The following is a 22934-nucleotide window of genomic DNA, read 5'->3' as shown; positions in this document are numbered from 1 at the left end:
TCAGGTCAGCCGGATCGCACCCCCCGAGACGCTGATCTGCTCGGCGGGCAGTGGCCGGGGCGCCGGGCCGGCCACGACCGCCGCGTCCGTGATGCTGTATCTGCTGCCGTGGCAGGGGCAGTTGATGGTGCCGTCGCGCACCGTCGAGACGAGACAGCTCGCATGGGTGCAGACGGCGGAGAACGCCTTGAAGTCGCCCTCCGTCGGCTGGGTCACCACCACCTTCCGTTCCTTGAAGATGGTGCCGCCGCCGACCGGGATGTCCCCGGTCCCGGCCAGCTCGACGCCGCCGGGAGCGTCCGGCGACGCGGTCGGTGTGCCGTCCGCGTCCGCGCCGCCGTCCCCGTCGGAGGATCCGCAGCCGGTGGCCAGGGCCGCGGCGCCCGCGGCGCTCGCGGCCAGCACCGTCCTTCGCCGTGCGTTCATGGGCTCTCCTTCGGTGACAGGCGTTGTGCGGTGGATGCCGGCCATCGTGGCGGCTGCGGGCCCCCGGGCGAAGCAACCGGGCGGACCGTGCGCCCGGTTGGGTGGCGCACAGGGCGGAATCGGCCGACATCGGGCCGGTACGCGCACCGCGTCGCTATCGACGCGGGCGCCCGTTTCACGCCACGGCCCGTCTCACCGGCGGAACACCGGCGACCGGCTCCGCCGCAGCCGATCTAGTCTGAGGTGAGCAGCCGGCCGCGCCGCGGAGCGCCGGACCCGGCGGCGCCGACGAGCAGCGAAGAGCGAGGAGTACGACGTGGCGGTACGAGCGGTCCGGGGCGCGGTCCAGCTGGACCGGGACGAGGCCGGGCACATGGACCAGCGGGTCGGTGAGCTGCTGACGGCCGTCCTGGAACGCAACGAGCTCGTCGCCGACGACCTGATCAGCATCTGGTTCACCGCCACCCCCGACCTGCACAGCGACTTCCCGGCCGCCGCCGCCCGCGGCCTCGGGATCGTCGACGTACCCCTGATCTGTGCCCAGGAGCTGGACATCGACGGGGCCATGCCCCGGGTCGTCCGTATCCTCGTGCACGTCGAGACCTACCTCTCGCGTGCCGAGATCAGCCATGTCTACCTCGGTGCCACCGCCACCCTGCGCAAGGACATCGCCCAGTGAGAACCGCCCTCGTCATCGGAACCGGGCTCGTCGGCACCTCCGCGGCCCTCGCGCTGGCCGGCCGCGGCATCCATGTGCACCTCGTGGACCACGACCCCGACTCCGCCCGTACCGCCGCCGCGCTCGGCGCCGGTACGGAGGAGCCGCCCCGGGACCGTGTCGACCTGGCGATCGTCGCCGTACCGCCCGCGCACACCGCCGCCGTCCTCGCCGGCGCCATGCGTGACGGGGTGGCCCGCGGCTACCTGGACGTCGCCAGCGTCAAGGGCGGCCCGCGCCGCGAGCTGGAGGCGCTCGGCCTCGACCTCACCCCGTACATCGGTACGCACCCGATGGCGGGCAAGGAGCGCTCCGGTCCGCTCGCCGCGACCGCCGACCTCTTCGAGGGCCGCCCCTGGGTCCTCACCCCGACCCGGGACACCGACACCGAGGTGCTCAACCTCGCGCTGGAGCTGGTCGCCCTGTGCCGGGCCGTCCCCGTCGTCATGGACGCCGACGCCCACGACCGGGCCGTGGCCCTCGTCTCGCACACCCCGCAGCTGATCTCCTCGATGGTCGCCGCCCGGCTGGAGGAGGCCGACGAGACCGCCGTACGGCTGTGCGGACAGGGCATCCGCGACGTCACCCGGATCGCCGCCTCCGACCCCCGGATGTGGGTGGAGATCCTCTCCGCCAACCCCGGCCCGGTCGCCGATGTCCTCGCCGGGGTCGCCGCCGACCTGGCGGAGACCGTGACCGCGTTGCGCGGCCTGCACTCCGCCGACGAGGAGAAGCGGCGCGCGGGCACCTCCGCCATCGAGGACGTCCTGCGCCGCGGCAACGCGGGCCGCGTACGCGTTCCCGGCAAGCACGGCACCGCCCCCGCCGCCTACGAGACCGTGGCCGTCCTCATCGGCGACAAGCCGGGCGAGCTGGCCGCGATCTTCGCCGACGCGGGCCGGGCCGGGGTCAACATCGAGGACGTCCGCATCGAGCACGCCACCGGCCAGCAGGCGGGGCTCGTCCAGATCATGGTCGAGCCCAGTGCCGCCCCGGTCCTCGGCGCCGCACTCCAGGAACGCGGCTGGTCGATCCGCGGCTGACCCCGGTCCCGCACGACGGGGCGCCGCCACCCGCCCGGCCGGCGGCCTCCCCCGTACGGGGTACAAGGGCGCGCCCGGCACTCGGTAACCTGGTACGAGGCCGTCCCCAGGCCCGTCCGCCCCGCACCGTGTACCAGGAAGGTGTCCACCACCGTGGAAACCGCACGCCCCTCCGTGATCGTCGCCATCGACGGGCCCTCGGGCACCGGCAAGTCGAGCACCTCCAAGGCCGTCGCCGCCGAGCTCGGCCTGAGCTACCTCGACACGGGCGCGCAGTACCGGGCCATCACCTGGTGGATGCTGAACAACGGCATCGACGTGAGCGACCCGCAGGAGATCGCCACCGCCGCCGCCAAGCCCGTGATCGTCTCCGGCACCGACCCCGCCGCCCCGACGATCACCGTCGACGGCGAGGACGCCTCCGGGCCGATCCGCACCCAGGAGGTCACCTCCAAGGTCAGCGCCGTCAGCGCGGTCCCCGAGGTGCGCACGCTCATCACCGCGCTCCAGCGCTCCATCGCCGCGGCCGCGGCCGGCGGCATCGTCGTCGAGGGCCGGGACATCGGCACCACCGTGCTGCCCGACGCCGACCTCAAGATCTTCCTCACCGCCTCCCCGGAGGCCCGCGCCGCCCGCCGCAGCGGCGAGGTCAAGGGCTCCGACCTGACCGCCACCCGCGAGGCCCTGATCCTGCGGGACGCCGCCGACTCCGGACGCAAGACCTCGCCGCTCGCCAAGGCGGCCGACGCCGTCGAGGTGGACACCACCGAGCTGACCCTCCAGCAGGTCATCGAGTGCGTCGTCACCCTCGTCGAGGGGAAGAGGGTCGCCGCGTGAGCGATGCCACAGGCGCGCCCACGCTGCGCGGAGCGGCCGTCGGGCGGACCATCGGCATCGGCCTGATGTACGGACTGTTCAAGCCCCGGGTCCTCGGCGCGTGGCGCGTGCCCGCCGCCGGACCCGTCATACTCGCGGTGAACCACTCCCACAACATCGACGGACCGATGCTGATGGGCACCGCACCCCGGCCGGTGCACTTCCTGATCAAGAAGGAGGCGTTCGTCGGCCCCCTCGACCCGTTCCTGCACGGGATCGGCCAGATCGAGGTGGACCGTACGACCGTCGACCGCACCGCCATCAGCCACGCGCTCGGCGTACTGGAGAACGGCGGGGCGCTCGGGATCTTCCCGGAGGGCACCCGGGGTGAAGGGGACTTCGCCTCGCTGCGCGCCGGACTCGCGTACTTCGCGGTACGGGGCGGGGCGCCCGTCGTCCCCGTCGCCGTACTGGGAAGCACCGAGCGCCGCGGACGGTTGATACGGGGGCTGCCCCCGCTGCGCAGCCGGGTCGACGTCGTCTTCGGTGACGCGTTCGACGCGAGCGCCGGTGACGGGCGGCGTACGCGCAGGGCGCTGGACGAGGCGACCCTGCGGGTCCAGGCGAAGCTGACCGCCCACCTGGAAAGCGCCAAGCGCCTCACCGGGCGATAGGCGAGACTTGAGTAGTGGACCGCGCTGATCGCGGTCCATCGATGATGATGTAAAGAGGAACGGACTTCATGAACGACCAGATTCACTCCGACGGCTCGGGCCACGAGCACGGAGCACTTGGCGATGCCGAGTTCGCGGAGTTCATGGAGCTCGCCGCGCAGGAAGGCTTCGATCCCGAGGAGGTCGAGGGCGCCCTCGACGAGGCCGGGCACGGCCCGCTTCCCGTCCTCGCGGTCGTCGGCCGCCCCAATGTCGGCAAGTCGACCCTGGTGAACCGGATCATCGGCCGCCGTGAGGCCGTCGTGCAGGACAAGCCCGGCGTCACCCGCGACCGCGTCAGCTACGAGGCCGAATGGGCCGGACGCCGCTTCAAGGTCGTCGACACCGGCGGCTGGGAGCAGGACGTGCTGGGCCTCGACGCCTCCGTCGCCGCCCAGGCCGAGTACGCCATCGAGACGGCCGACGCGGTCGTCTTCGTCGTCGACTCGACCGTCGGCGCCACCGACACCGACGAGGCCGTCGTCAAGCTGCTGCGCCGGGCCGGCAAGCCCGTTGTCCTCTGCGCCAACAAGGTCGACGGCCAGAGCGGCGAGGCCGACGCCAGCGCCCTGTGGTCGCTGGGTCTCGGCGAGCCCTACCCGGTCTCCTCGCTGCACGGCCGCGGCACCGGCGACATGCTGGACGCGGTCCTGGAAGCCCTGCCCGACGCCCCGGCCCAGAAGTTCGGCACCGCCCTCGGCGGCCCCCGCCGCATCGCCCTGATCGGCCGCCCGAACGTCGGCAAGTCCTCCCTGCTGAACAAGGTCGCGGGCGAGGACCGGGTCGTCGTCAACGAGCAGGCCGGCACCACCCGCGACCCGGTCGACGAGCTGATCAAGCTCGGCGGCATCACCTGGAAGTTCATCGACACGGCCGGCATCCGCCGCCGCGTCCACCTCCAGGAGGGCGCGGACTACTACGCCTCGCTGCGTACGGCCGCCGCCGTGGAGAAGGCCGAGGTCGCCGTCGTCCTGATCGACTCCAGCGAGTCCATCAGCGTCCAGGACCAGCGCATCATCACCATGGCCGTGGAGGCCGGTCGCGCCCTCGTCGTCGCGTTCAACAAGTGGGACACCCTCGACGAGGAGCGCCGCTACTACCTGGAGCGCGAGATCGAGACGGAGCTCGCACAGATCGCCTGGGCCCCGCGCGTCAACGTCTCGGCCCTCACCGGCCGGCACATGGAGAAGCTGGTCCCCGCGATCGAGACCGCGATCGAGGGCTGGGAGACCCGGGTCCCCACCGGCCGGCTCAACGCCTTCCTCGGCGAGATCGTCGCCTCCCACCCGCACCCGATCCGCGGCGGCAAGCAGCCGCGCATCCTCTTCGGCACCCAGGCGGGCACCAAGCCACCGCGCTTCGTGCTCTTCGCCTCCGGCTTCCTGGAGCACGGCTACCGCCGCTTCGTCGAGCGCCGGCTGCGCGAGGAGTTCGGCTTCGAGGGCACCCCGATCCACATCTCCGTCCGGGTCCGCGAGAAGCGCGGCCGCAACAAGTAGCACCAGCGCACGACGAAGCCCCGGACGCTCTCGCGAGAACGTCCGGGGCTTCGTCGTGCGGGCCTCGTCATGGGGGCCTCTGTCATGGCCCTCGGGGTGCGGCCCCCGTCGTCGGGACTCAGGAGTCCCGTGACCCCGGAGGCAGCGCCGCGGGCCGGGGCCGCCCCGCATGCCGCCCCACCCGCTGCCAGGAGCCGAGGCCGCTGGTGTGCTGGCTCTGCCCGTTCCCGCCGCTCTGGCCATGGTGCCCGCCGTGGCCGTTGTGGCCGTTGTGCCCGGAGGGAGCGGGGTGAGCGCTCAGGGGCGCCCTGGAGGCGAAGAGACCGGCGCCGAAGGCCGGGAAGCCGAGATTCTCCTCGCCGCTCCGGTCACCCGGCAACGCCCGGAACGAGCGCCGGTACTCGGAGTACAGCGCGTCGTAGATCGGGGTGGGGGACACGCCCCCCGACGGATCCTGCGAAGGACGCATGGCAGGGATCTGACTCTGATGCTGGCGGGGGGAGTCGTATGAGTGCACGTAGGTGCCAACGACCTCACCGCCCGTCGGATGCGGCCCCGCCGGAGAAAACGCTGTTCGGCGGGGGTACCCGAGCTGGGCGGACATGATCAGGTCCCGGCCAGCGGCATCGAGGCGGCGACCAGGAGCCCGTTGACTGCGGCCTTCTCCAGGGCGTCCCGGAGCAGGTCCTCGCGCGGCTGCTGGCCGATGGTGCCGGCCGGGGCGGCGAAGACGAGGACCGTCTGCGACTTGTTGACCGCGGCCCGCCAGCCGTCGGTCACCTGGAGCGGCTGGTGGGCCTGCCACCAGGCGACCGGATTGCCGCCGCCGGCGCTCGGCTGCAGCACGGCGTGCAGCTGGCCCACCGCAAGCAGCACGGACCAGCCGGGAAGGACCTCCGGCAGCTGGTTCATGTCGGGGGTGGGACGGAAGCCCTGCTCCAGCAGCAGCTGGAGGAATTCGTCGCCCCCGCTGCCGTCGGTGCCGGGCCGGGCGACCGGGCCGGTCGGTTCGACGACCAGGGCCGGGCGGAGATCGTCCTCGATGAGGACGAGTCCGCTGGTGATGCCGAGGACGGCCTGTTCGGGCATGAGCCCCTCCGTGTTCTTCTGCTCGCTGCTGGTGATGCTGCGCACCGCGCCCTGGAGCTGGTCCTCCGCGACCTTGACCACCTGCGAGGGGATGCACGTCGCGTGGGCGAACGCGAGGACGGCGGTCTCGTCGCCGATGAACAGCACCGTGCTGGTGCGTTCCTGGTCGGAGTTGCCGGGGGTGCGGCAGGAGGTGCAGTCGTAACTGCCCGGGGCGTTGTCGCCGACGAGCAGCCGTTCGGCTTCGTCGTCGCCGATCTCGGCGCGTACGTCCTGGCTGACGTCGAGCATGCGCGGCACGGGGGCTCCTCGAACTCGGTGCGTGAGCCGGGTGGTTCCCGGCTCATGAAGAGACAACGCGGGATCCGTGGCCGGGGTCACGCACCGGGGCGGACGGAAGTGGGGAACAGGTCGACACATCGGTACGTCGAGCAGTCGACGTACCGCGGGTTCGCGCGGTCGGCGTACCGCTTCCGTGTCCCGCCCCGAAGTTCTGCCCGGACGCGGGCAACCTACCGGTATTGCCCTACGTCCCCCTCGGGGAAAGAATTGGTCAAGGGGTGGCGGGCAGGTGACCGGAATGCCGCACCGGTGACCCGCGGATGCGGCCCGTCACTTTTGGCCCCGCGGTCATCCGGATCCACAGCTTCCGGAACGCACAGGTCAGCGGTGGTACAGCAGCGGAACGGGGATCCCGCGCACGCTTTTCGGGTGCTCCGGGATTCCTGGTGCGTTCCGGGCGAAAATCTGCCCGGAAACGCAGTCTTGACATGCCGGGTCGACAGGGGGAACAGCGACACCATGCATATTTCCTTTCTTCTGCACAATGCCTATGGAATCGGAGGAACCATCCGGACGACGTTCACGCTCGCGCGGACGCTCGCCGAGCAGCACGACGTCGAGATCGTGTCCGTCTTCCGGCACCGTGACGCCCCCGTCCTCGGCGCGCCCGACGGAGTGACGCTGCGCCACCTCGTCGACCTGCGGAAGAAGAGCGCGACGTACGACGGCGGCGACGCCGAATACGCCCGGCCCGCCGTGGTGTTCCCGCGCGGGGACAGCAGGCACAAGCAGTACAGCAGGCTCACCGACGCCCGTATCGCCGCCCATCTCCGGACCGTCGAGGCGGACGTCGTCGTCGGCACCCGCCCCGGTCTCAACGTGCACCTCAGCCGGCAGACCCGCCGCGGGCCGGTGCGTGTCGGGCAGGAGCACCTGACGCTCGACAGCCACAGCTACCGGCTGCGCCGCGAGATCACCTACCGGTACACGCTGCTCGACGCGCTGACCACCGTCACCCGTGCCGACGCGGACGGCTACCGCAGCCGGCTGAAGCTGCCGGGTTTACGGATCGAGACCATCCCCAACGCCGTGCCCGAGCCCGCCTGTCCGCCCGCGGGCGGCGACCTGAAGTGGGTCGTCGCGGCGGGCCGGCTGCACCGGGTCAAGCGTTACGACCTCTTGGTCCGGGCCTTCGCCCAGGTCTCCGCGGCCCGCCCGGACTGGCGGCTGCGCATCTACGGCGGCGGGGACGCGAGCGGCGACGAACAGGCGGCGCTGCGCACCCTTGTCGACGAGCTCGGCCTGGGCGACCACGTGTTTCTGATGGGCCCGGCCAGTCCGATGGAGGCCGAGTGGCCCAAGGGGTCGATCGCCGCCGTCACCTCGGACCGCGAGTCCTTCGGGATGACCGTCGTCGAGGCGATGCGCGGCGGTCTGCCGGTCGTCGCCACCGACTGCCCGCACGGGCCGGCCGAGATCATCGAGGACGGTGTCGACGGGCTTCTGGTGCCGGTCGGCGACCCGGACCCGATCGCCGCCGCGCTGCTCCGGCTGATGGAGGACGACGTACTGCGCCACCGGATGGGCGGGGCCGCGCTGAGCGCCTCGGCCCGGTTCGACCCGGCACGGATCGCCGAGCGCCACGAGAGCCTGTTCGCCGAACTTCTCGCCCGCAGCGCCCGGGGGCGTGCCCACAGCACCCTGCGGACCGCGCTGCACCGCACCCGGGGCAGCGCCCTCGACGGGGCCTACGCCCTGCGCCACAAGGCCGCCGACGCGCTCCGCAAGGGGAAGTCCGCATGAGCTCACCGCCGTACGGGCCGACTGCGCCGCCGGTCCGGCCGGGCGGGAGGACGGCGTAGCGGCGGGGACAGCGGACGGGGGCTGTCCGCGCTCCCCGGCAGGCTCGCCAGCAGGTTGGAGATCTCGGCCACGACTGCCGCGCCTGCTCCGGCGGGGTGGGGGAAACGCGCGAATAAGGAAAGGCCGGTTCGAGGAGGCGGGCCATTTCGGTGCCCCAGGCCATTCGGGTGACACTCCCCGGCGATGATAAAAGAGGCAGGTCACCTCCATGATTCCGGAAGGCTCCCGATGCCCCCGTCAGGCCCGTGAACGGGGGCGCCCGCTATTGCGCACAGCTGCTTCCGGCCGGTCCGTTCGAATGAGGAGAACCGCGTATGGAGGTGTGGTGATCCTGTGACACAAGCGTGACCGCCACGGCATGTGGAGCTGCAGGGGAACGCCCTTTCGGCCCGGCCTTCCGTCACGGTCCGGGGCCGCCTACGGTGAAGGCATGGCATCTCTACCGACCCCTCCAGCCCAGCCGGACGACGCCGCCGAGTCGTACGTCGGCCTCGCCGTCGACGCCGCCGAGCGGCAGGCCAGGAGCCGCGGCTGGGACACGGTCCGAGCTGTGCCCCCGGGCACGTTCCTCACCATGGAGTTCCGCCACGGCCGTATCAACTTCCAGGTCGAGGACGACACCGTGACGCGCTGCTGGGTGGGCTGACCGGCCGGCCGCACCGGGTCCACGACGGACGAAGGCCCCGACCTCGGTCGGGGCCTTCGTCCGTCGTGGAGAGGCTGTGCGCACCCGTCCCCCGCTGGTCCGGGGGAGCGGCGGGTCAGCCGCCGGACCTCGGGCGGGCCGGGCTGCCGGCGCCGCGCGGTGCGCGCTCCGTGTGCGGCGGCGGACGGCGGACGCCCGCCGGGGCGACCGGCATCCCGCCCGGACGTGCGGGGTGCCCGCCATGGGCCCGCGCCCTGGTGCCCGCCGCCGGATATCCGGAGGGGAGCCCCGGCTCGGCCGGGACGGTCACGGCCTCGGCGGTGAGGCCGTCGGTGGCCATCGACTGCGGCAGCAGCACCGGCTGCGGCCCGGCCTCGGCCGGCGGCGCCGGACGGGCGCCGCGGCGATACTCCCGCCACCGCTCGCGCATCGCGAAGACCCAGGCCTCGGTCCGGGCGATCAGCGGCTCGAACCAGGGCAGCGCCAGCAGGATGAGCAGCCCGGCCGCCCAGCCCAGCACGACATCGCTGAGCCAGTGCGTACCGATGTACACCGTGGTGAGGCCGACGCCCAGCGAGACCGTCGCGGACACCGCCGACAGATAGCGCCTGGCGCGTGGCGTGGTGGCCAGATAGGCGAGGATTCCCCAGGTCACGACGGCGTTCGCGGTGTGCCCGGAGGGAAATATATCGCCGCCGGCGAACATCTCGGCCGAGCCGACCTGGGTCGCGTAGTGCGGTCCGAGCCGCCCGAGCCCCAGCTTGACCGCACCCACCGTCACATTGAGCAGCAGCAGGGACGTGCCGAGGACCAGCAGCGGCCGGAGCGTGTGCTGACGCCAGGAGCGCCAGCCCAGCCAGCAGGCGACCATCACCGCCGTGGGGCCGCGCTGGCCGAGCACGACGTAGTAGTCCAGGAAGGCGTGGATCTCGGGCCACTGCTGGTAGGGCCGGAACAGCATGACCTTCCAGTCCAGGGCCACCAGCCAGGACGTGATCAGCACCGCCCAGACGATGGCGAGATAGAACGCCAGCGTCCCGCCGAAGAGGGCGATGCGGTGACGGCTCATCCGCGGTGCCTCTATCTTCGGCGGTTCCGGCTCCCGGTCCAGCCGGGCAAAGATGTCGGTACGCACCCAATCGACGTTACAGCGAGTGAGCGTGTGAGCAGGCCAATCCGGGCTCTTCGTGATGACGATGTGATGTGGATTCTGTCTCGGAACGGCGTCTTTTCCGGGCGCCGGGAAGAATCTCCGTGACCTTGCACCCAATAGCCCGCCGGTTCCGTTCGTAAGCGTGTTTGATCTCTCGGATAAAGGGCCGCACCGGAATCCGTGGCAATTGATCCCGCCATTCGGGGGAGGCGCACGCCGTCGCGCCATGTCCCGCCCCGACCGCCCGGACCCCCGCCGGGCGGGGCGCCCGGCGCCTCGGACGGGGAGCCCCCCGGCCGGGCCCGAAATGGCGTACGCCACACTGTGCGGCGGACCGGGGTATGACGTGCACCACGTGTGACCACACCGAACTCGCGTACGCTGACGGCTCACTCGCCCGTCGATGCCGGGCCCCAGGGCCTGTCGTCGGACTGCCGTCTGCCGGGCGGCGTCTGGCACGCTCGCGGTGTTGCCGAAATGCCCTAGTAGCTCCGCTACGAGACCATTCCGGCGCCTTGCGATCGCACGCACCAGACGCCGCCCGGCCGCCCTTGGGGCGACGACGGCAGTCCGACGACAGGCCCTGGGGACGCGCACCCCACGTCACCGTCGGTCCGCCGAGCGCGAGGGACTCATCGGGAGGTACGTAGATGTCCGGGACGACCACGGCCGGGGTCCGGCTGCGCAAAGCCGCCGACGACGCCAACCGCTGGGTCGTCCTCGTGGTCCTCTGCCTCAGTCTCCTGGTCGTCGCACTGGACGCGACCGTGCTCCATGTCGCCGTTCCGGCCGTCACCGAGGACCTGCGCCCGAGCGGCACGGCCCTCCTCTGGATCGTCGACGCCTACCCCCTCGTCTGCGCCTCGCTGCTCATCCTCTTCGGCACGCTGGGTGACCGGATCGGCAGACGGCGCGTGCTGCTCTTCGGCTACGCGCTGTTCGGCGTCGCCTCCGGGCTCGCCGCCATGGCCGACACCCCCGCCGTCCTGATAGCGGCCCGCGCCCTCCTCGGCGTCGGCGGCGCGATGATCATGCCCGCCACGCTGTCGATCCTGCGCCAGGTCTTCCCCGACCGCCGGGAGCGGGCGCTCGCCATCGGCGTGTGGACCGCGGTCGCCGCGGTCGGCGCCGCCACCGGGCCCGTGGTCGGCGGCTTCCTCGTCGAGCACTTCTGGTGGGGTTCGGTCTTCCTGATCAACATCCCGCTGATGGTCGTGATCCTGCCGCTGGGCCGCTGGCTGCTGCCCGAGTCGCGCGGCGGCGACGACGGCCCGTGGGACGTGCTGGGCGCGCTGACCGCCGCGGCGGGCGTGCTCGGTGTCGTCCTCGGCGTCAAGCGCCTGGGCGGCGGCGCCGGGTTCCTGGACCCGGCCTCGCTGGGCCCGCTGGCCCTCGGACTCGCGCTCCTGATCCTCTTCGTACGCCGTCAGAAGCGCCGCAGGCATCCCCTGGTCGACGTCTCGATGTTCGCCCGCCCGGCCTTCTCCACCGCCGTCGGCTGCATCGTGCTCGCCATGCTGGCGCTGGTCGGCCTCCAGCTGATCGCCGTCCAGTACCTCCAGCTGGTGCTGGGACTCAGCCCGCTGGAGACCGGGCTGCGGCTGCTTCCGCTGACCTTCGCGGCGATGGCCGCGGGCGCCACCGGCTCGTACACTCTGCGCCGCGTCGGCCCGCGCCGGATGGTCGGCGGGGGCTTCGTCCTCACCGCGTCCTCGGTACTGCTGCTCACCTCGATGGGCCAGCACGACCGGCCCGCGCTGCTGACCTGCGCGTTCGTGCTGCTCGGCTTCGGACTGCAGACCACGCTCTTCGGGGCGTACGAGTCGATGCTCAGCGATGCCCCGCCGGAGCGCGCGGGCGGCGCGGCGGCGATCGGCGAGACCTCCTACCAGCTGGGCGCGGGCCTCGGCATCGCCCTGCTCGGCAGTGTCATGAACGCCGCCTACGCCCCCGGCCTCGCCTCCCTGCACGAGAAGGGCGTGCCCGCCCGCGCCGGGGTGGAGGCCTCCCACTCGCTGGGCGAGGCCTACCAGGTGGCCGCGCAGCTCGGCGGCCCGATGGGCGACCTGCTGCGCTCCACGGCCCGGGACGCCTTCATCGGCGGACTCCACATCACGCTCCTCGTCAGCGCGGGGCTGCTGCTGCTCGGGGCGCTGGCCGCGCTGCGGCTGCCGAAGGTCATGGACTGTCCGCCGAAGGAGCTCTGCCTCCGGAGCGAGCCCGGTGCCGCCGAGCGCGGTGCCGCCGAGCCGGGTGCCGCTGAGCCCGGTGCCACCGATTCCCGGGCCTCGAAGGCCGCGGCCCCCGGCTACCGGGCCGCCGAAGCGGTCCGTCCGGCCGGCCGGGACCGCCCCGCCCCGCGCCCGTTGCTGCCCGCGCGGCGCGAGCCGGCCGAGGTGACCGGCTCTGGACGAGCGGCAACCTGAGCCGTAACGTCAGCACGACGCCCTGACTACCACTGCTAGTTTTCGGAGGGCGGGCGTCTCCCGGTCCCTCCGAGCACCGTGCGAGCCGCCGGAGGCACCCTCATGTCCAGCACCGAGTCCGCGAAGCCGTCGAAGCTCCCGCCGTTCGACGCGTCGGATCCCCTCGGCATCGACGACCTGCTCGGCCCCGACGACCTCGCGATCCGCGACACCGTCCGCACCTGGGCCACCGACCGCGTCCTGCCGCACATCGCCGAGTGGTACGAGAAGGGCGAGCTGCCCGCAATCCGTGAGCTGGCCCGGGAGCTCGGCGCGCTGGGCGCGCTCGGCATGTCGCTGGACGGCTACGGCTGTGCCGGGGCGAGCGCCGTCCAGTACGGGCTCGCCTGCCTGGAGCTGGAGGCCGCCGACTCCGGGATCCGCTCGCTCGTCTCCGTACAGGGGTCGCTGGCGATGTACGCGATCCACCGCTTCGGCTCCGAGGAGCAGAAGCAGCGGTGGCTGCCGGGCATGGCGTCCGGCGAGATCATCGGCTGCTTCGGCCTGACCGAGCCCGACCACGGCTCCGACCCGGCCGGGATGCGGACGTACGCCAAGCGCGACGGCGAGGACTGGATCCTCACCGGCCGCAAGATGTGGATCACCAACGGCTCGGTCGCCGGGGTCGCGATCGTCTGGGCCCAGACCGACGAGGGCGAGGACGGGCGGGGCATCCGCGGCTTCGTCGTCCCGGCCGACGCCCCCGGCTTCTCCGCCCCGGAGATCCGGCACAAGTGGTCGCTGCGCGCCTCGGTCACCAGCGAGCTGGTCATGGACGAGGTGCGGCTGCCGGCCGACGCGGTGCTTCCGGACGCGAGGGGGCTGCGCGGCCCGCTCAGCTGTCTGAGCCACGCGCGCTACGGCATCGTCTGGGGCGCCATGGGTGCGGCGCGGGCCAGCTTCGAGTCGGCCCTCGACTACGCGAGGAGCCGGGAACAGTTCGGCCGGCCGATCGGCGGCTTCCAGCTCACCCAGGCCAAGCTGGCGGACATGGCCCTGGAGCTGCACAAGGGCATCCTGCTCGCCCACCACCTGGGCCGTCGGATGGACGCGGGCAGGCTCCGGCCGGAGCAGGTCAGTTTCGGCAAGCTGAACAACGTACGGGAGGCGATCGAGATCTGCCGCACCTCGCGCACGATCCTCGGGGCCAACGGGATCTCGCTGGAGTACCCGGTGATGCGGCATGCGACGAATCTGGAGTCGGTGCTCACCTACGAGGGGACGGTGGAGATGCACCAGCTGGTACTGGGCAAGGCGCTCACCGGTCTCGACGCCTTCCGGTGAACGCGACCCGCCGGTACGCGCGTGCCCGGATGCGTTGACCGCGCGCGTTGACGGGATGCGTCGACCGGATCTTTCCGGCGAGCGCCCTGCTCAGCTCTGGTTGAAGAAGCCGTCGGCCTTGCGGCCGGCGGCTTCGCCCGCCACCACCTGGGTGTCGGCGGGGGACAGCAGGAAGACCCGGGTGGCCACCCGGTCGATCGAGCCGCGCAGACCGAAGATCAGCCCGGCGGCGAAGTCCACCACGCGCTTGGCGTCGGCGGGGTCCATGGCGGTCAGGTTGACGATCACCGGGACGCCGTCCCGGAAGAGCTCGCCGATGGCCCGTGCGTCCCGGAAGCTGTCCGGGGTCACCGTCGCGATCCGGCGGTCCCGCTCCTCGGCCGCCTCCGTGGCCACCTGTACCCGCGGGTCGGTGACCCAGGCCTGGTTGCCCGTACCGGTCTCCGCACCCTCGGCGTACTCGTCGTCGTAGTACCGCTCGTCGTTGTCCTCTACGAGGCCCAGCCAGGCACTCGCCTTGCGCACCGATCCCATGGACGCCTCCTCTCACCGCGGTTCCCTGGTGTTCCGCATCTCTTTCGTATCCCTATGGTCGTCCATGATGCGGATACCGCGCCAAGTGGATAGTCGGCTCGCAGGCGATTCGTGACGCTACTGGTGCAGAAGATGTGGCGATTCGTCAGGGTTCCTCCTGCGTAAGGGGGCTTGCGGAAGGAAAATATGATGCTCCCGGCCGTACGGGTGATCCGGGGGACGTACGGGTGAACGGGTCGCTCGGTACGATGCACGACGCTCCGGTGCAGCGAGCGTCGCGCACCGGCTGAACGGCTCCCGGGGGATCGTCGTGTTCGGAATGGTCAGGCCCTGTGTCCATCGGCTCTCCGAAGGGCTCAGGACCGAGTGGATGGCCCATCTCTGCGGCCTCTGCCTGGCCCTGAGGGCGGATCGCGGACAGTTCGCCCGTATCGTCACGAACTATGACGGTCTGATCGTGTCGGTTCTGACGGAGGCTCAGGCGGGCCGTTCGCCCGAGGGGCGCCGCACCGCCGGCCCCTGTCCACTGCGCGCCATGCGCACCGCGCCGGTCGCCAAGGGGGAGGGGGCGCGGCTCGCCGCAGCCGTCTCGCTCGTCCTGGCCTCGGCCAAGGTCCGTGACCACGTCGCCGACCGGGACGGGCTGTTGGCCCGCCGCCCGGTCGCCGCCGCCGCGCGCCGGGTGGCCGCCGGATGGGACCGGGCGGGCGCGCGGACCGGGGCGGCCCTCGGCTTCGACACCGCGCTCCTGGTCGACGCGGTCGACCGGCAGACCGGGATCGAGACGCTCGCCGGGCCCGGTACCCCGCTGCTGACGGTCACCGAACCGACCGAGACCGCCACCGCGGCCGCATTCGCGCACACCGCGGTTCTCGCCGGAAAGCCGCAGAACGCCGCGTCGCTCGCGGAGGCCGGCCGGCTCTTCGGGCGGCTCGCCCATCTGCTGGATGCCGTCGAGGACCGGGAGGCTGACGCCGCGTCGGGCGCCTGGAACCCGCTCACCGCCACCGGCACCCCGCTGTCCGAGGCGCGCCGCCTCTGCGACGACGCGCTGCACGGCGTACGGCTCGCGCTGCGCGAGGTGGAGTTCACCGACGGCAAGCTCGTCCACGTCCTGCTCGCCCATGAGCTGCGGCGCTCGGTCGACCGGGCGTTCGGCACCTCCTCCTGCTCGCACCGGGAGGGCCAGGGGCTGCTGGTGCCCGACGGCTCCTTCGGGCCGCCGCCGGGGAACCCGTACGGCCCGACCCCCGGCCACCCGTACGGTCCGCCTCCCGGCGGCCCGGCCGCCCCGCCTCCGCCGCCCCGCGACCGGCGCGGTCTGATCGCCGGATGCCTGGTGTGGGTCGGACTCGCCTGCACCTGTCAGATGTGCTGCGGGACCTTCGAGGATCCCTGGAGCAGGGAGCGGCGGCAGGCGCCGTGCGAGAACTGCGGCGACTGCTGCGAGGCGTGCGACTGCTGCGGCCAGTGCGGCGAGGGCTGCTGCTGTTGCGGGGACGCCTGCGGCTGCGACTGCTGAGTCGGCTTGCGTCGGTGGGGTTGCCTGCGCTGGTGGGCCGGCTCGCGCCACGCCCGTACACGCCGCCGGGCTCTGGCTCACCGCGGTGTTCGTGGTGCTCGGCTTCGTACCGGGAGCCCTTCTGGAGCCCTGCTCGCGGTCCTGGGCCTCTCTGCGGCAACCCCGTCCTCCAGGCCGTCGGCCGGGGGTACGGCGGCGGCCCTGCGGCACCAGCGCGCACCACCCAGCCGATCAGTCACATTTCAAGCCCCCGTGCCGCATTCAAACCCGCTGGCCCGCAGCCCAATGTGGGTTCGGCATGCCGTCATCGCTCATGTGCGCCCGCTGCCAGATTCCTTCCCGGTTGAACGGGGTCTCCGGGACGAACCGGTGCCGCTGCCCGCACGGGCATGGCGCCGGCGTGCGGTGCGGCGGCCGGGTAGACGGCGGCGGCCTCGGTGATGGAGATGTGGGAGATGCGGCGCATGTGGCGTTCGACGTCGCCGACGGTGCTCGATGGCATGGACTCCAGGTGGGCGGCGCCGGAGATCGCTGCTCCGCCCATGGTCCCGCTGACCGTGGCCGGGCACTCGCACAGGGACCCGTTCTTCAGGATGGTGCGGATCTCGTGGCCGTCGGTGCCGGCGATCTCGGCTTCCAGGGCGAGACTGGGGACGCTGACCCGCAGGGCGGTCGGGTAGGTCTCCAGGGTGGCCAGGGACGTCCAGTGGCTGACGGTTTCCCAGGTGATGTCGGTGTGGTAGCTGACGGTGCCGTCCGGGGCGACGGCCGTGGCCCCGGCGAAGGCGGAGACGGCGTTCTCGGTGGCAGGATCGGTGTGCTCTGCGCGGATGCTGGAGATGTCCCACCCGTTGTCGAGCTGCACGCAGCCCCACGACCAGCTGTGGTCACGGATCCCCCGCTCGCGGCGGGCGAGGTAGGGGCTGCCGCCCCAGTCCTGCTCGAACCAGGTCATGCCGTGCGCCGGCTGCCAGGTCCCGTCAGGAAGACGCAGCCGGCCCCGGGTGGCGAGGCGGGGGACGAAGTGGGACGTGACCGCGTCGGTGCCGTCGGGCAGGCGCCCCGGGGGGTGGCCGTCGGCGTCGAACTGCGGGACGACCTCCTTCTGCGGGAGCAGGTTCACCTCGAGCGTCACCTCACCGCGCAAGCCGAGTGTGTAGCTTCCGTCGTCTTCTTCGCGCAAGGCGGCATGGTCGCCCAGGACGAGGTCGAGCTTTTCGGGCAGGTCGCGCACCTGCCCCCTCAGAAGTTCGTCGGGCAGCGGGGGGCCCTCTGCCAGGACATCGGCCGGGGCGGTACGCACCCGGGCATCCATCGCTTCGTCCCCCGAGACGGTGGCACGGATCGACGCGAGCAGGCTCGGTGTGAGGCAGGAACGCTGCGTATGGCCGGCCATCTTCGACGCGCTCCCGGAGGGCGCAACGCTTCAGGCGGCTCGGCGTCCTGCTGATCCACTCGCGGCGATGAACCGCGAAACAAGGAGTTGGGCGCCGGTTCCACTTCGTTCCGCCGATCCGCTGCGGATTCAACGGTGAGTCGACGCGCCCCTGCTTGTACGCCCGCAAGTCCGCAACTGTCGCAGCCCTCCGGGGGACACCCCGCTGCCAACGCCACGACAGCAGCCAACGGATGTCTACAGAGCCGCGGTCGTGCCTCGGTCTCCGGGAGCCGGTATGGAAGGGTTGACCGCATGAGCACGGAAGCGCAGCAGCAGGAGCAGGGCGGCGGACCGGACGCCGCGCGGGAATGGCAGCGGTGGCACGAGGGGCGCGTCGTCGCCGTCGCCGCTCCGTACGGACCGCTCTCCCTGACCGGAACCCACTGGCTCTCCGACTACCCGGAAGGGCGAATTCCGGCCGTCCCGGGTCAGTGGCGCGAGGACGGCGACGAGGTGGTCCTCACAGCCGCCGCCGAGGACGGCATCGTTGTCGACGGCAAGCCGCTGACCGGCGGGATCCGGCTCGGCGCGGACCGCGGGCCCGTCGGTGACTCCCGAGTGGCGCAGGGGGAGCGGCGGCTGATGGTGCTCCGCCGCGAAGGGCTCTGGGCGGTACGGGATTTCGACCCCGGATCGGCGGCCCGGCGTGCCTTCTCGACCATCGAGGCCACCCCGTACGACCCCCGGTGGGCGCTGTCGGGGACCTTCCGTCGCCACGGTGGCGACCGGACCGTGCGGGTGGCCAACGCGGACGGGGTCGAGCGCGGTCTCGGGCTCGGCGGCGAGATCGCTTTCACGGTGGACGGTGACGAGCACACGCTTCAGGTCGCGGTCGAACCCGACGGGTCGCTGTGGGCCGTCTTCGCCGACGCGACCAGCGGGAACAGCAGCTACCGCTTCCGTTTCCTGCGGCCTGGCGCGCCCGCCGCCGACGGCCGTGTGAACGTCGACTTCAACCGTGCGCTGCTGCCGCCGTGCGCCTTCGCCGATCACTTCATCTGTCCCTTCCCGCCCCCGGGCAACACGCTCACCGCGGCGATCCCGGCGGGGGAGCGGAACCGGATCGAAGCCTGACCCGCGAAAGGCTTTTCCGGCCCCGGGCCGCACGGCTCCCGGGGCCGGGTACGTAAGTGATCCGCGTGGCTGAAAGGCATTCTTGCGCGTTCCCTCCGGCCCCCTCGATACTCCGGTCAGCGATTGTCAGGGGCACGGCAACTCCGGAATCCGGACAAGCCCCCGACTGCGCCTCACGGGCCCGCCACCCCACAGGAGGGCCCCCGATTCCCCTCGGAGGAACCCGAAGTGAGGATCAAGCGCACCAACAGCCGCTCCGCCACGGCGACACGCGTCCGTACCACGGCCGTACTCGCGGGGCTCGCCGCCGTCGCGGCGATGGCCATCCCCACCGCGAACGCCGAAACCCCCCGTACCTTCGGCGTCAACCAGCTGACCGCGGCGAGCGACGCCGTGCTCGGCGCCGACATCGCGGGCACCGCCTGGAACATCGACCCGCAGTCCAAGCGCCTCGTCGTCACCGTGGACAGCAGGGTCTCGCAGGCGGAGATCAAGCGGCTCAAGAAGTCGGCGGGCGCCAACGCCGACGCCCTGCGCATCGAGCGCACCCCCGGCAAGTTCACCAAGCTGATCTCCGGCGGCGACGCGATCTACTCCAACACCGGACGCTGCTCCCTCGGCTTCAACGTCCGCAGTGGCAGCACGTACTACTTCCTGACCGCCGGTCACTGCACCGACGGCGCGGGTACCTGGTGGGCGAACTCGGCCCGCACCACCGTGCTCGGGACGACCGCCGGATCGAGCTTCCCGAACAACGACTACGGCATCGTGCGCTACACCAACACCAGCATTCCCAAGAGCGGCACGGTCGGCGGCCAGGACATCACCAGCGCCGCCAACGCCGGCGTCGGCATGTCCGTCACCCGCCGCGGCTCCACCACCGGCACCCACAGCGGTTCGGTCACCGGACTCAACGCCACCGTCAACTACGGGGGCGGCGACATCGTCCGCGGCATGATCCGCACCAACGTGTGCGCCGAGCCCGGCGACTCCGGCGGCCCGCTCTACTCCGGCACCCGGGCGATCGGTCTCACCTCCGGCGGCAGCGGCAACTGCACCTTCGGCGGAACGACCTTCTACCAGCCGGTCACCGAGGCGCTGAGCGCCTACGGCGTCAGCGTGTACTGACCGGCCCCACCCCGGCCGGGTACGGAGCTGTCCGTACATACGTGCCCCCGTCCGGAATTCCGGACGGGGGCTCCCGCTCGCCGGGGGGCTCTTGAGAGGATGTCGCCACGACGGATCGTCGTGACGGGGCGACGGGGGCGGGCCCGCCCCCGGGGTGCGCTCCGCTGGCATCAGGGGGTAGCAGGTCCGTGAATCGCATCGGAGTGACCGGTCACCGCTCCATCCCCGCCGAGGCCGAGGCCCACGTACTCGCGGGCCTGCGGGCCGCGCTGTGCGGCCTCGACGGCGCGACGCAGGCGCTCTCCAGCCTGGCGGTCGGCGCCGACCAGCTCTTCGCCGACCTGGCCCTCACCTGCGGCGCCGAACTGACCGCCGTGATCCCCAGCGGCGACTACGAGGCCTGTTTCGAGAACGCCGTCGACCTCGCCCGCTACCGGATGCTCAAGGCCCGCGCGGCGCAGGAGGTCCGGCTCGACTTCCCGCACTCCACCGACGAGGCGTACTACGCGGCGGGCGCCTACATCGCCGACCACTGCGACCGGCTGCTCGCGGTCTGGGACGGCCTCCCGGCCCGGGGCCTCGGCGGCACGGGCGACATCGTGACGTACGCCCGCACCCTGGGCCGCCCGGTCACCGTGATCTGGCGCGACGGGGTCCTGCGCGGCTGACCGGAGGCCGCCCGCCGGTGCGGCCCGTACGGGAGCGGGACTTCCGGCACCCGCCTCACACGCGGTGTCTGACCAGCCAGTCGGTGTGCTCGGGCGACACGATCCGCTCGGTCTCGAACACCGCCGCCGGCCAGTGCCGCTCGGTGAGGGCGGTCTCCATGGCGGCCTGCATCGACTCCAGGTCCTTCTCCACCAGCGAGTGCGCCGATATCAGCGGATGGTGCCGGCGCATCTCGTTCCAGGCGAGACAGGCCGCCGCCGCCGCGGACAGCGCCCCCGTCAGGCCGAACGACCGGCCCACCCCGAAGGTCTGGAACACGCTCAGCGCCAGCGCCGGGAGCGTCAGTGCGACAATGGCGCCCGACCACAGGAGCGCCCCACGCCGGGAGGCGTGCTGACGTCTGCGGTACCAGCGCCGCTGTTCGATGAGCCGGTCCCGTACGTACGTTTCCTTGCGAACCGTGTAGGCCTTGTTCCGTAACGCGCGCATGGACTCCGTGATGAGGCCGCCGGAATCGGCGAGTTCCTCGCGCGGATCGGTCCAGCCCACTTTCCGCAGTTCCTGGAGTCCGTCCTCCAGGCGATTGGCGAACAGCGCCTCCGGATGCCCGGAGGCGCTGTCGAACGGCGCGCCGTGGACCGCGTAACGCCAGCAGTTGGACTTGATGAACTCGGCGGCCGAGCGGTTCAGTTGCCAGTGCGACTTCGCCTTGCGGTGGGAGGCGAGGAAGGTCGCGAAGAGCGCACCCAGGTAGGCCAGCACCGCGGCGCCGTACAGGGCACGGGCCGCCGGACCGTCGTCGGCGCCCCAGGGCAGCGCCGCGGGCACCGTGCCGGCCACGAGCAGCGCCAGCTGTATCCGGGTGGTGTTCACGGCCTCGCGCTGGCGGGACACGGCGACCGCGTCCGTGTGATGGAACAGGGCCGGCAGGTCGTCGTTCCTGAAGACCATGGATTTCAGCGGCTCGGGCAACGCCGTCATGGTCGCCTCCGTCTGCAGTTGTCGTATGACCCGGCCGGCCGTTGCGCCTGCCCCGCCCGGGGCCACGAGAGTAGGGGGGAGGGCCGGGCGCGGCAAGAGCCTCCCGGCTTCCCGGGCGGCCGTTACGGCGGGGTTCGGCCACTTCCGCGCAGGCGCCCTTCCTCGCGCGGCGGCACTGTGGCAGTCTTTCCCAACTAAGCTATTCAGCTGGTGAGTTGCTGCCACTCCTCCGGTGGGTGCGATCACCTCCGGGCGGGGGAGGGGCCATCGAGGGGGACGGGGACAGGAGTGCCGGTGTGGACGACGACATGCCGCTCCGGGACAGCCGGCGCAGGGTGCGCCGCAGCCCGCTGCTCTTCACCGCTCCACTGGCGCTGCTCGCGGTCCTGATCCTGATCCTGTTGTGGGAGGCCGTCCGGGCCAACGTCTCGCCCGGCGCCCGGGACGACTGGCCCTGGCGCCTGCGACTGCTGGACATGGAGGCGCTCGGCAGGCCTGCTGGCCGTGGCGGCCGGCGCCGTGCTGGCGCGGGCGCAGTACGCCCGTACGGTCCGTCCCTACCTCGGCTGGCGCGGCTCCTGGCGCAAGGGGCTGCTCGCCGAGGGCGAACCCGCCTGGCGCGTGGGGATACTGAACGGCGGTCAGCACATCGCCGTGATCGAGAGCTGGGAGTGCCGCGTGGTGCTGCGCGGCGGGTCCGACGCGGCGACGGCGCCTTGGTCCGCCGCATCGGACGTCGTGGCCACCCTGACGGCGGCCGGTCTCTCGGTGGGGCGGGACTACCGGCTCATCGCCTTCGGGACGGGCTTTCCGCTGGTCGGCACCGGGAACTACGACACCGTGCCGGTGGGGGTGTTCTCGCAGCGATGCGTCGAGCGGGTCGAGGCGCTGCACATCCGGGTACGGGTCACGGACGTCGTGGGCGACAGCCACGAACGCGTCCTGGACTGCATGCGCGGCTCCCGGGCGGAACACAACGCCCCCGGCGGAGAACCGGTGAACGAGTGAACCGCCGTCCCCGCCGGGACGCCCCGGAAAGCGGCGGCCGGGACCCTGCCGGGCGCATCGCGGCGGCCGTGCCCGGCATCTGCGCGGGCGGTTTCGCCGACGCCGGAAAGGCCCCCACCTGCAAGGGCCGGCGGCGGCGGAGCCGGCTCCCGGACCCGCGGGCCGCACCGCTCATTCCCCGCCCACCCGAGCGGTTGAACGGGCGCTCACCCGAGCGGTCGAACGGAAGGCGTGTTTCGACTCTCGAAACCCGGCGTGAAGGCTGGTCCGCCGGCATGTGGAAGGGCCTCAGCGGTAGTAAAGTGCGCGTGCCGGGCCGTGTGATGACGCGGAATCCGGCAGCGTTCCAATGTCCGGAAACAGACCCCTTCAGGATCACCCTAGGACGGCCGTGAAGACCTACGGAACCACTCCCGCCTTCGCCCCTGCGAAGACCCGCGCAACCCTCGCGGCGACCGACGTCCACAGCGCCGAGGCCGTCAGGAAGCTCAGCCGTGCAATCGGTGCGACAACGGCCCGTTCCACCCGGATCTCCACTTTCAGTTCGGCTCTCTGAGCCGGCGTCAGGAGTGGCTAGAATGGC

At 72.1% G+C, this 22934-nt stretch carries 21 protein-coding genes; 14 read left to right on the top strand and 7 right to left on the bottom strand.

Annotation, left to right across the window (positions count from 1 at the left end):
• A complete protein-coding gene (locus ACGF2Y_RS31540; RefSeq protein WP_392954555.1) occupies nt 1-426 on the bottom strand; it encodes a Rieske (2Fe-2S) protein in 426 nt (141 codons plus the stop codon).
• Nucleotides 427-742: 316 nt separating this feature from the next.
• Here ACGF2Y_RS31540 and aroH point away from each other — a divergent pair, with 316 nt between their 5' ends.
• The 5 genes from aroH (at nt 743) to der (ending at nt 5215) form a co-directional block, all read left to right on the top strand.
• Nucleotides 743-1105: a chorismate mutase gene (gene aroH / locus ACGF2Y_RS31535; protein WP_103512746.1), complete on the top strand. Its 363-nt coding sequence runs from the start codon at nt 743-745 to the stop codon at nt 1103-1105.
• On the top strand, nt 1102-2187 hold the full coding sequence (locus ACGF2Y_RS31530; protein ID WP_392954552.1) for a prephenate dehydrogenase: 1086 nt from the start codon (nt 1102-1104) through the stop codon (nt 2185-2187). Before aroH ends, ACGF2Y_RS31530 begins: the two co-directional genes overlap by 4 nt.
• Nucleotides 2188-2328: 141 nt before the next feature.
• Nucleotides 2329-3024: a (d)CMP kinase gene (gene cmk, locus ACGF2Y_RS31525; protein WP_392954550.1), complete on the top strand. Its 696-nt coding sequence runs from the start codon at nt 2329-2331 to the stop codon at nt 3022-3024.
• Nucleotides 3021-3677 carry a lysophospholipid acyltransferase family protein gene (locus ACGF2Y_RS31520; protein ID WP_392954548.1) on the top strand — a complete coding sequence of 219 codons (657 nt, stop codon included), beginning with the start codon at nt 3021-3023 and terminating at the stop codon, nt 3675-3677. Before cmk ends, ACGF2Y_RS31520 begins: the two co-directional genes overlap by 4 nt.
• A 68-nt stretch (nt 3678-3745) precedes the next feature.
• Nucleotides 3746-5215 (top strand): ribosome biogenesis GTPase Der, encoded by a 1470-nt coding sequence (gene der, locus ACGF2Y_RS31515; RefSeq protein ID WP_032790832.1) that lies wholly within the window; start codon nt 3746-3748, stop codon nt 5213-5215.
• Between the two features lie 118 nt (nt 5216-5333).
• Here der and ACGF2Y_RS31510 read toward each other — a convergent pair whose 3' ends face one another.
• Together ACGF2Y_RS31510 and ACGF2Y_RS31505 are read right to left on the bottom strand one after the other, a co-directional pair.
• Nucleotides 5334-5684 (bottom strand): hypothetical protein, encoded by a 351-nt coding sequence (locus ACGF2Y_RS31510; RefSeq protein ID WP_392954546.1) that lies wholly within the window; start codon nt 5682-5684, stop codon nt 5334-5336.
• Nucleotides 5685-5821: 137 nt separating this feature from the next.
• Nucleotides 5822-6604: a hypothetical protein gene (locus tag ACGF2Y_RS31505; RefSeq protein WP_392954544.1), complete on the bottom strand. Its 783-nt coding sequence runs from the start codon at nt 6602-6604 to the stop codon at nt 5822-5824.
• A gap of 501 nt (nt 6605-7105) precedes the next feature.
• On the opposite strand from ACGF2Y_RS31505, the gene ACGF2Y_RS31500 reads away from it, so the two are divergent.
• Both ACGF2Y_RS31500 and ACGF2Y_RS31495 read left to right on the top strand, forming a co-directional pair.
• The gene (locus tag ACGF2Y_RS31500) at nt 7106-8389 is read left to right on the top strand and encodes a glycosyltransferase family 4 protein (RefSeq protein ID WP_392954542.1); all 1284 of its coding nucleotides are present in this window, start codon (nt 7106-7108) and stop codon (nt 8387-8389) included.
• A gap of 490 nt (nt 8390-8879) precedes the next feature.
• The gene (locus ACGF2Y_RS31495; RefSeq protein ID WP_392954540.1) at nt 8880-9095 is read left to right on the top strand and encodes an I78 family peptidase inhibitor; all 216 of its coding nucleotides are present in this window, start codon (nt 8880-8882) and stop codon (nt 9093-9095) included.
• A gap of 115 nt (nt 9096-9210) precedes the next feature.
• On the opposite strand, the gene ACGF2Y_RS31490 is transcribed toward ACGF2Y_RS31495, so the two are convergent.
• Nucleotides 9211-10230 (bottom strand): phosphatase PAP2 family protein, encoded by a 1020-nt coding sequence (locus ACGF2Y_RS31490; protein WP_392954538.1) that lies wholly within the window; start codon nt 10228-10230, stop codon nt 9211-9213.
• Nucleotides 10231-10898: 668 nt separating this feature from the next.
• On the opposite strand from ACGF2Y_RS31490, the gene ACGF2Y_RS31485 reads away from it, so the two are divergent.
• On the top strand, nt 10899-12674 hold the full coding sequence (locus ACGF2Y_RS31485; RefSeq protein ID WP_392954536.1) for an MFS transporter: 1776 nt from the start codon (nt 10899-10901) through the stop codon (nt 12672-12674).
• A gap of 102 nt (nt 12675-12776) precedes the next feature.
• Nucleotides 12777-13997, top strand: coding sequence for an acyl-CoA dehydrogenase family protein (locus ACGF2Y_RS31480; protein ID WP_392954534.1), 1221 nt, complete (start codon nt 12777-12779; stop codon nt 13995-13997).
• A gap of 90 nt (nt 13998-14087) precedes the next feature.
• Here ACGF2Y_RS31480 and ACGF2Y_RS31475 read toward each other — a convergent pair whose 3' ends face one another.
• Nucleotides 14088-14531 carry a cell division protein SepF gene (locus ACGF2Y_RS31475; RefSeq protein ID WP_392954532.1) on the bottom strand — a complete coding sequence of 148 codons (444 nt, stop codon included), beginning with the start codon at nt 14529-14531 and terminating at the stop codon, nt 14088-14090.
• Nucleotides 14532-14841: 310 nt separating this feature from the next.
• Between ACGF2Y_RS31475 and ACGF2Y_RS31470 the strand changes: the two genes are divergently transcribed.
• Nucleotides 14842-16053 carry a DUF5685 family protein gene (locus ACGF2Y_RS31470; RefSeq protein WP_392954531.1) on the top strand — a complete coding sequence of 404 codons (1212 nt, stop codon included), beginning with the start codon at nt 14842-14844 and terminating at the stop codon, nt 16051-16053.
• Between the two features lie 304 nt (nt 16054-16357).
• On the opposite strand, the gene ACGF2Y_RS31465 is transcribed toward ACGF2Y_RS31470, so the two are convergent.
• Complete coding sequence (locus tag ACGF2Y_RS31465) at nt 16358-17449, bottom strand: lipocalin family protein (protein WP_392954529.1); 1092 nt, start codon at nt 17447-17449, stop codon at nt 16358-16360.
• A gap of 294 nt (nt 17450-17743) precedes the next feature.
• Between ACGF2Y_RS31465 and ACGF2Y_RS31460 the strand changes: the two genes are divergently transcribed.
• From ACGF2Y_RS31460 to ACGF2Y_RS31450, 3 genes are all read left to right on the top strand, one after another.
• Nucleotides 17744-18565: a DUF1684 domain-containing protein gene (locus ACGF2Y_RS31460; RefSeq protein WP_392954527.1), complete on the top strand. Its 822-nt coding sequence runs from the start codon at nt 17744-17746 to the stop codon at nt 18563-18565.
• Nucleotides 18566-18793: 228 nt separating this feature from the next.
• Nucleotides 18794-19693: a S1 family peptidase gene (locus ACGF2Y_RS31455; protein WP_392954525.1), complete on the top strand. Its 900-nt coding sequence runs from the start codon at nt 18794-18796 to the stop codon at nt 19691-19693.
• Between the two features lie 188 nt (nt 19694-19881).
• Complete coding sequence (locus tag ACGF2Y_RS31450; RefSeq protein WP_392954523.1) at nt 19882-20361, top strand: hypothetical protein; 480 nt, start codon at nt 19882-19884, stop codon at nt 20359-20361.
• A gap of 55 nt (nt 20362-20416) precedes the next feature.
• Here the strand turns inward: ACGF2Y_RS31450 and ACGF2Y_RS31445 are convergent, their stop codons facing one another.
• Complete coding sequence (locus tag ACGF2Y_RS31445; RefSeq protein ID WP_392954521.1) at nt 20417-21343, bottom strand: DUF4231 domain-containing protein; 927 nt, start codon at nt 21341-21343, stop codon at nt 20417-20419.
• A 504-nt stretch (nt 21344-21847) separates the two neighbouring features.
• Between ACGF2Y_RS31445 and ACGF2Y_RS31440 the strand changes: the two genes are divergently transcribed.
• Nucleotides 21848-22351, top strand: coding sequence for a hypothetical protein (locus ACGF2Y_RS31440; RefSeq protein ID WP_392954519.1), 504 nt, complete (start codon nt 21848-21850; stop codon nt 22349-22351).
• Nucleotides 22352-22934 lie beyond the last annotated feature (583 nt).

It is taken from the genome of Streptomyces sp. NPDC048142, assembly GCF_043202835.1.
Taxonomy (GTDB): Bacteria; Actinomycetota; Actinomycetes; order Streptomycetales; family Streptomycetaceae; genus Streptomyces.
The sequence above is the reverse complement of the archived record's forward strand: the minus strand, read 5'-3'. Positions and strand labels throughout refer to the sequence as shown.